This is a genomic window from Escherichia sp. MOD1-EC5990 (assembly GCF_002965285.1).
Taxonomy (GTDB): Bacteria; Pseudomonadota; Gammaproteobacteria; order Enterobacterales; family Enterobacteriaceae; genus Escherichia; species Escherichia coli_F.
The window spans coordinates 1-6,861 of record NZ_PTRV01000043.1; the positions used below are offsets into that span (position 1 = coordinate 1).

Genomic DNA, 6,861 nt, shown 5'->3' on the forward strand with positions numbered 1-6,861 from the left:
TTCATGGGAGTGTCCTCATGTGGTTTATGAAGACATTACTAACATCGCGGTGTATTAATCAACGGGGAGCAGGTCAAACCCTCCATGCCCCATGAAGATCCCCAAAGATGATTTTTTGACAAAGAGGATTTCCGATTTTGTGCTTTGATTATTTTTGATGGGTGTACTGAGCGGAACTGAATTTTCCTTTCCTTATTGCGACAGAGAACAAAACAACAGAACTTCTGATTTGATCGCTATGCTCACTAGGCTGATCTGGCAAAAACGTAAAACAGCCCTCGGCCCTTGCCATTACTGGCTTCATGGAGGATCTGAGCAGAAAAAGGATTCTTTACGCATTTGGTTTTTCCCGCAATAATGCGGGATAAGACAACAAAAGGATCCGCGCGCTGCGATTTATTGTCATGGCAGGATCGGCCCGTCAGGTGCAAAATACCTGTATCCATAAACAGTGCGTGCGTTACGTGAAAAATAACTCATGAACAGCATCATTCCCCTGCAGAATTCACCAGAACGCGTTTCCCTGTTACCCATTGCGCCGGGGGGGGATTTTGCAACAGCGCTCTCCCTGAGAAGAATGCCCCCCCCCACAGGGGCCACACCGGCCTACCTGCTGGCCCCGGAAGTCAGTGCCCTTCTTTTCTATATGCCGGATCAGCGTCACCATATGCTGTTCGCCACCCTCTGGAATACCGGAATGCGTATTGGCGAAGCCCGGATGCTGACGCCGGAATCATTTGATCTGGATGGTGTAAGACCGTTTGTGCGGATCCTGTCCGAAAAAGTGCGTGCGCGACGCGGACGCCCGCCAAAAGATGAAGTGCGCTAGGTTCCGCTGACAGATATAGGCTATGTCAGGCAGATGGAAAGCTGGATGATCACCACCCGGCCCCGTCGTCGTGAACCATTATGGGCTGTGACCGACGAAACCATGCGCAACTGGCTGAAGCAGTCTGTCAGACGGGCCGAAGCAGACGGGGTACACTTTTCGATTCCGGTGACACCACACACCTTCCGGCACAGCTATATCATGCACATGCTCTATCACCGCCAGCCCCGGAAATCCCGGAGACTAAACTTCCTGAGAAAGAGGTAAACAGGATGACTAAAAATACTCGTTTTTCCCCCGAAGTCCGTCAACGGGCAGTTCGTATGGTTCTGGAAAGTCAGGGCGAATATGACTCACAATGGGCGGCAATTTGTTCCATTGCTCCAAAGATTGGCTGTACGCCAGAGACTCTGCGTGTCTGGGTCGCCAGCATGAGCGGGATACCGGGGGCGGTGATGGTGGGCTCACCACCGCTGAACGTCAGCGTCTGAAAGAGCTTATTATGCTTCCATCGGAAACAATGATCTGGCAGCCTGAGTTCACAGATAAAACACTCTCCAGGAAACCCGGGGCGGTTCACAGTGAGCACATCACTCACTGTACCTGTTAATATAAACTGTAGTCAGTAAAAGAGCGCTCTTCACTGACTACAGTTTATGTTCAGCGGGATTTGAAGAGTTTTTCCAGGTCATCCAGCGTGATGCCCAGTTTTTCAAGCAGGGCAAGCTTTTCTGCCATCTCCGGACTGACTTTTTCCGCAGGTGAAGGTGGCAACGGATTTTCCTTACTCTCATCATTCGGCGCTTTTAACCGGGGACGCCGGTAGTGAATACAGAAGAGTTTTGTCCGTCCCCGCTGGATCTCCGTGTAATCAAGATATCCAATCTTGCGCAACTGCTCCATTGCCCGTCTGACCGTCTGGTTCTGGGAAAATACCGGAGACTTCAGATTGAGGCGTGCACGCAGCCGCGCCAGCGATATCGGTGCCGGATCCCGGGGCAGGCTCTCTATAAAGGTGTAGAGTGCCTGGGCGGACTCCCGTCGCTTCAGGGCATTAATCGCCTTAAGCTGGAGAAGGACCTTTCTGTCAAACTGGTACAGTTCAAAAAGGCGGGGATCAGCCTGTAACTGAACAATATCCCGTTCAGTATCGTAGTAGGCTGACTGTACCAGATGGGTGATGTATTCCCGGGTGTGCTTCTCATCGGTACGGGAAAACGAAATCACGGTACCGGCAATGCGCTTCAGGGAAGGGCTGATGCGCTCACGCAGCCTGCGGGATGACTGGCTTGAAGGTATACCACACAGTTTTGCAAACTCGACAAAAGGCAGTTCAACTTTGTCACCAGTCACGTTATGGCGGGCAAAAGAATGAATGATCCCCACCCAGGTCTTGAAATCGTTATCCATATCCAGGCGGGGGCCGGTGATCTCAACCTTATCAAATCCCTCAGCACGGGCCAGGGAAAGACGCGTCAGCTCTTCCGTGGCATCAGTACGTGATAGTGTATTTTTTTTACTGTTCTTCAGTGATTTAAGGGTCGGTACAAAGACGCCCAGACGCATCAGCGCCACAGGTTGTACGGTGTTGTTATTATTTGGTGTCAGTGTCACCAGCTCACCGGACGACTTATCCACCTCGCCGAACAGTTTTTTGATGTCTGAATTTTCGTTTTCCAGAAAGCCTCCAGCCTGTGGACAGTAAAAGAATAAACAGCAAATCGAGTGTCAGAACCCCGTCAACTGACTGAAGAAAACCTTGCAGTCTGTATTTAACAACTGAGTCTGGCGTACTGGCTATAGTTTATGTCATAAACTTACTGCAGTATATGCATTACTGAATACAGCTTATTATTAACTTGTTACAGTTTATCAGTAACATGCCACAGCTTATGTGATCACTGTCCCGGACCATTAATGACAAGATTTACAGCGATATGGGGATCTTTAATGGATCCTTTGTTGATCATTCATGGATCTGTTTACTGGATCGAGCCTATGGATATGTGGATAAATCATTCCGGAAAACAACATGCACTACCGATTATGAAGGCTTCAGGGCGTACCTGCTCACTGTAACTACAGATATATTGCGCTTCCTCGCCGGTTCGCGGGCTTTGCCCGGTCACCGGTCTGCGGCGAGCACAGTTTTTTCTGATGTCTGTCTTTACAGGTAATTTTTGACGAAATCTGCCGTACTTCCTGAGCGTACGGTCATATCCGAAGTACACTTCATATGTATGTTTCAATGCCAGGGATTGTGTATTGTAGTGGATCACAAAATCAGGACACCGGGATAACCTGTTTCCACTTTTCTTCATGTAAGCAAGGCGGTAAACCATCGTTGTTCGTGTGAGGTCGATAAACGTTGTAATAACCATTAATCCACTGGTTTCTATCGCGTACCGCATGGCTAACTTTCGGAAGCCATTCACTTTTAAGGCTGCGAAAGACTCTTTCCATCGGCGAATTATCCAGGCAATTCCCTCTGCGACTCATACTTTGCATTACCCCATAACGCCAGAGTAACTTTCTGTATTTATTGCTTTTATCTCATTCTTTCGCTGGCAAGATGATAAACGTCACTGCGCTCACGTTTACCCACAGCTACAACAGCGATAATTAATTGTTCGTCAATCACCTGATAGACCAGGCGAAAACCTGACGCACGTAATTTTATTTTGTAGCAGTCCTTTATCCCGCGCAGTTTTGCGGAAGGAATATGCGGATTGTCACAGCACTTTTTTAGCTTTTTCGCAAACTGTTGCTGAATAGCCTTATCCAGTTTTTGCCACTCTTTCAGCGCATCTTCCCTGAATTTTACCTGATACCTCATAGGTATTTATCCAGGTCTACATCATGCAGCGGTTGGTTGCTGCGTTCGGCTACCAGTTTAACCAGCTCCTGATCGTCCAGGGCATCGAGCATCTTTTCGTACAGCTCTGCGGGTACACAGTAGAAAGCAGGCTGATTACGGTTCAGGATAGCGACCGGGAAACCATCACCGGCGCTGACTGTCGCCATCGGGTTTTTCTTCAGCTCGCTGACACTGGCGCTTGTATCACTGAGAATAATGTTAGGCATAGGCCACCTTTCAAGACTGTTTAACCAGTCTCAAAGATACTCCTTACATGACCTGTTAACAAGTCTTTTGTTGTTTTTTGTACAGACGGACAGAATCACCTGAACGTCCAGGTAGTGCGGGAATTAAACAAGGGGCGTAAAAAAGGCGCGCTTGCGCAGCCTGATAGTGGCATTCAGCGCTGAGAGAGCCGAACCCACTCGATGATCTCGTTAAGCTGGTCGTTATCCAGTTCCGCGCAGTTCGCAAAAATCGCTTCCGCCACGCCGCCCATACCTTGTTGTCCGTTGTCAGTAAGAACTTGCCGCCCCGTTGATGTGACAAACTGTTGAGCCTTGATTTCCATCATATTATCCCTGTTTGAGCGCTTTGCCGTGGCATCACTATACCTGGGGAGATCTCGCGTTGCCAGCAGAACTGGACGGAATAACCTGAACGTCCATTCTGGCATGGCATCAATGAATGCCCGTTCTATGCCAGAGGTGGGCGTCACCCACCCGTATCCTAATATGATACTCTAACGCGCCCAACGGTCTTGTCTACCCCCTCGCCTGCTCAGAGACAATGTCTAACTATGCGGTTTGATGTGAATGGTGACTTGCAATGTACAATAATTTGATGATAATGCAAAATATATTGTACATTTTTCATGTTTGTGTACAGTGCGATTGAAATTTGTACGCAATATATGGGCAGGGAATCTATCTCAGAGGAAAACTATGAAACGAGATTACGGTAGTGTCGGTACCATAGCGCTCAGAGCAAGTGCTCTACTTCAGGCCATGAGTCGGGATATTGAGGAGCAAAGAAAAGAATTCAATCTGACAGAGTATCATCAAACATATACTCGTAATGCGGTCGCAAAATTGCCGAAGCTGAGCCGACGCATCGTAGAACTGGCCGTTAAAGAAATGGAAGAAAGTGGCTATGAATTTAATAAAAAGCGGGTAGGCAACGTCGAGCAATATGCATTAACAATTCAGAACGTTATTGATATTTACGCTCACCGACAGATACCAAAATATCGTGATGTTCATAAAGAACCTTACGTAATTTTTGTCGTCAACTTGAAAGGTGGGGTTTCAAAAACCGTCAGCACGGTAACGCTGGCGCATGCACTACGAGTACATCCGGATTTGCTGCGTCATGACCTTCGTATCCTTGTGATCGACCTTGACCCGCAGGCGTCCAGCACTATGTTTTTGGACCATACCCATAGTATTGGTACTGTCCTTGAAACTGCCGCCCAGGCAATGCTAAATAATCTCGATGCTGAAACACTGCGAGAAGCGGTTATCCGACCCACTATGATTCCTGGCGTTGATGTCATCCCTGCTTCTATTGATGACGGCTTCGTAGCAAGCCAATGGGAGTCTTTGGTTACTGAACACCTTCCTGGTTTTAAGCCTTCTGAAGTACTCAGGAAAACCATCATTGACCGTATCGCTGATGATTATGATTTTGTCTTTATTGATACTGGCCCTCATCTTGATCCATTTCTTCTCAATGGCCTGGCTGCGAGTGATTTACTTCTCACCCCTACTCCCCCGGCGCAAGTTGATTTCCATTCAACTCTCAAATATTTGACTCGTTTACCTGAAATGCTAGAACGTTTGGAAGAAGAAGGCGTTGAGCCCCGCCTGAGTGCGAGTATAGGGTTTATGTCCAAAATGACCAGTAAGCGCGATCACGAAACTTCCCATAGCCTGGCTCGTGAAGTGTATGCGAGTAATATTCTTGACTCATCGCTTCCGAGACTGGACGGGTTCGAACGATGTGGTGAATCTTTTGACACTATCATCAGTGCTAACCCTGTTTCGTATCCAGGAAGTGCAGAGGCATTGAAAAAAGCTCGTACCGAAGCGGAACGATTTACTAAAGCCGTTTTTGACCGCATTGAATACATTCGGGGAGCATCCAAATGAAAAAGGTTTTAGCTCGAGGGCGAGTTCTCGGCAATAGCAATTCAGAGTTCGCTCGCATGCTTGAAGGTGACGGAGAGATCAAAACGTTTACTCTTAAGTCTGGGAAACAAGCAAAATTCATTAAAACGGTTGTATTAAGCGGAGATATAGAATCTAAAACGTTCGTTGATGCATCTGTTAATGGACGTGATCAGACTATGCTTTCGCGTGAGTCAGTTAGTGACATAACTCGCACGATTAAACTTCAGCAATTTTTTCCGGCTATTGGTCGGGAAGTAGATGGACGAATTGAAGTATTAGACGGTACGCGTCGTCGCGCTGCCTGTATCTATAACAACGTAAAATTCGAAATACTGGTTACAAAAGACAGTATTGATATTGCCGACGCGAGACAGCTTGCAAAAGATATACAGACAGCCAGAGAGCATAGCCTCCGAGAACTAGGAAAACGCCTTGAAGTTACTTATGGGGCAAGTATGACAAAAGAAGAGATCGCTCAGGCTGAAAGCATCTCTCCGGCAAAAGTAACACGCGCATTTCAGGCGGCATCAGTACCGGATGAAATGATCTCTGTATTTCCGGTAATCAATGATATTTCGCTGTCGGACTATCAATTTTTGTTGAAACTGTCTGAAAAGGCAACCAACAAAAAAATGTCAGTGGAAGAGTTTATGGATAGAGTTCGCCAAAAACTGATGGCTTTACCTGACTATCCAACAATTGAGAAAAGCAAAATCCTGGCGGTCTTCAGGTCTGAAGGAAAATTGCTTACAGACCGGCCTGTAAAAACAGTTGAAACTGAGAAGTTGAAAGAGTTTTCTGATCGTAACCAATTTGCCAGAAAGAAGAGTGACCCCAGAAAGCGTCTTGTTGTTTATGAGTTCTCCCGCATATCTAATGAGGTGCAGTTAGAAATCGATGAGGCTATAAAAAACATTCTAAGAAAACTGCCTGAATAGGGTATGCCGGGTTAATATCAGGATGCCAAATGGCATCCTTTTTGTGCACAGAACCCCCAGCTAGGC

General features: G+C 47.1%; 6 protein-coding genes and 3 pseudogenes. 4 read left to right on the top strand and 5 right to left on the bottom strand.

All coding sequences use genetic code 11. From position 1 onward, the window contains the following. Positions 1–478: 478 nt before the first annotated feature. Both BEB42_RS25365 and BEB42_RS25370 read left to right on the top strand, forming a co-directional pair. Positions 479–1,063 (top strand): annotated as a pseudogene (locus BEB42_RS25365) (tyrosine-type recombinase/integrase); the annotation flags it as partial. 38 nt (positions 1,064–1,101) lie between these two features. After that, positions 1,102–1,328 (top strand): annotated as a pseudogene (locus BEB42_RS25370) (transposase); the annotation flags it as partial. A gap of 161 nt (positions 1,329–1,489) precedes the next feature. Here the strand turns inward: BEB42_RS25370 and BEB42_RS25375 are convergent. From BEB42_RS25375 to BEB42_RS26435, 5 genes and pseudogenes are all read right to left on the bottom strand, one after another. Further along, positions 1,490–2,467: a RepB family plasmid replication initiator protein gene (locus BEB42_RS25375; RefSeq protein ID WP_000361619.1), complete on the bottom strand. Its 978-nt coding sequence runs from the start codon at positions 2,465–2,467 to the stop codon at positions 1,490–1,492. Positions 2,468–3,112: 645 nt separating this feature from the next. Continuing rightward, positions 3,113–3,376: pseudogene (locus BEB42_RS25385) on the bottom strand (integrase core domain-containing protein); the annotation flags it as partial. Position 3,377: 1 nt separating this feature from the next. Beyond that, positions 3,378–3,665, bottom strand: a complete 288-nt coding sequence (locus BEB42_RS25390; RefSeq protein ID WP_001270416.1) for a type II toxin-antitoxin system RelE family toxin — start codon at positions 3,663–3,665, stop codon at positions 3,378–3,380. Next, entirely contained in the window at positions 3,662–3,913 is a 252-nt protein-coding gene (locus BEB42_RS25395; RefSeq protein ID WP_001132895.1) for a type II toxin-antitoxin system Phd/YefM family antitoxin, read from the bottom strand. The genes BEB42_RS25390 and BEB42_RS25395 overlap by 4 nt, the downstream gene beginning before the upstream one ends. A 173-nt stretch (positions 3,914–4,086) precedes the next feature. After that, the gene (locus BEB42_RS26435) at positions 4,087–4,260 is read right to left on the bottom strand and encodes a hypothetical protein (RefSeq protein WP_001358234.1); all 174 of its coding nucleotides are present in this window, start codon (positions 4,258–4,260) and stop codon (positions 4,087–4,089) included. Positions 4,261–4,630: 370 nt separating this feature from the next. Here BEB42_RS26435 and BEB42_RS25405 point away from each other — a divergent pair, with 370 nt between their 5' ends. Together BEB42_RS25405 and BEB42_RS25410 are read left to right on the top strand one after the other, a co-directional pair. Then, positions 4,631–5,836: an AAA family ATPase gene (locus tag BEB42_RS25405; protein WP_000817644.1), complete on the top strand. Its 1,206-nt coding sequence runs from the start codon at positions 4,631–4,633 to the stop codon at positions 5,834–5,836. Then, positions 5,833–6,795, top strand: a complete 963-nt coding sequence (locus BEB42_RS25410; protein WP_000756324.1) for a ParB family protein — start codon at positions 5,833–5,835, stop codon at positions 6,793–6,795. Before BEB42_RS25405 ends, BEB42_RS25410 begins: the two co-directional genes overlap by 4 nt. The last annotated feature ends 66 nt before the right edge of the window (positions 6,796–6,861 follow it).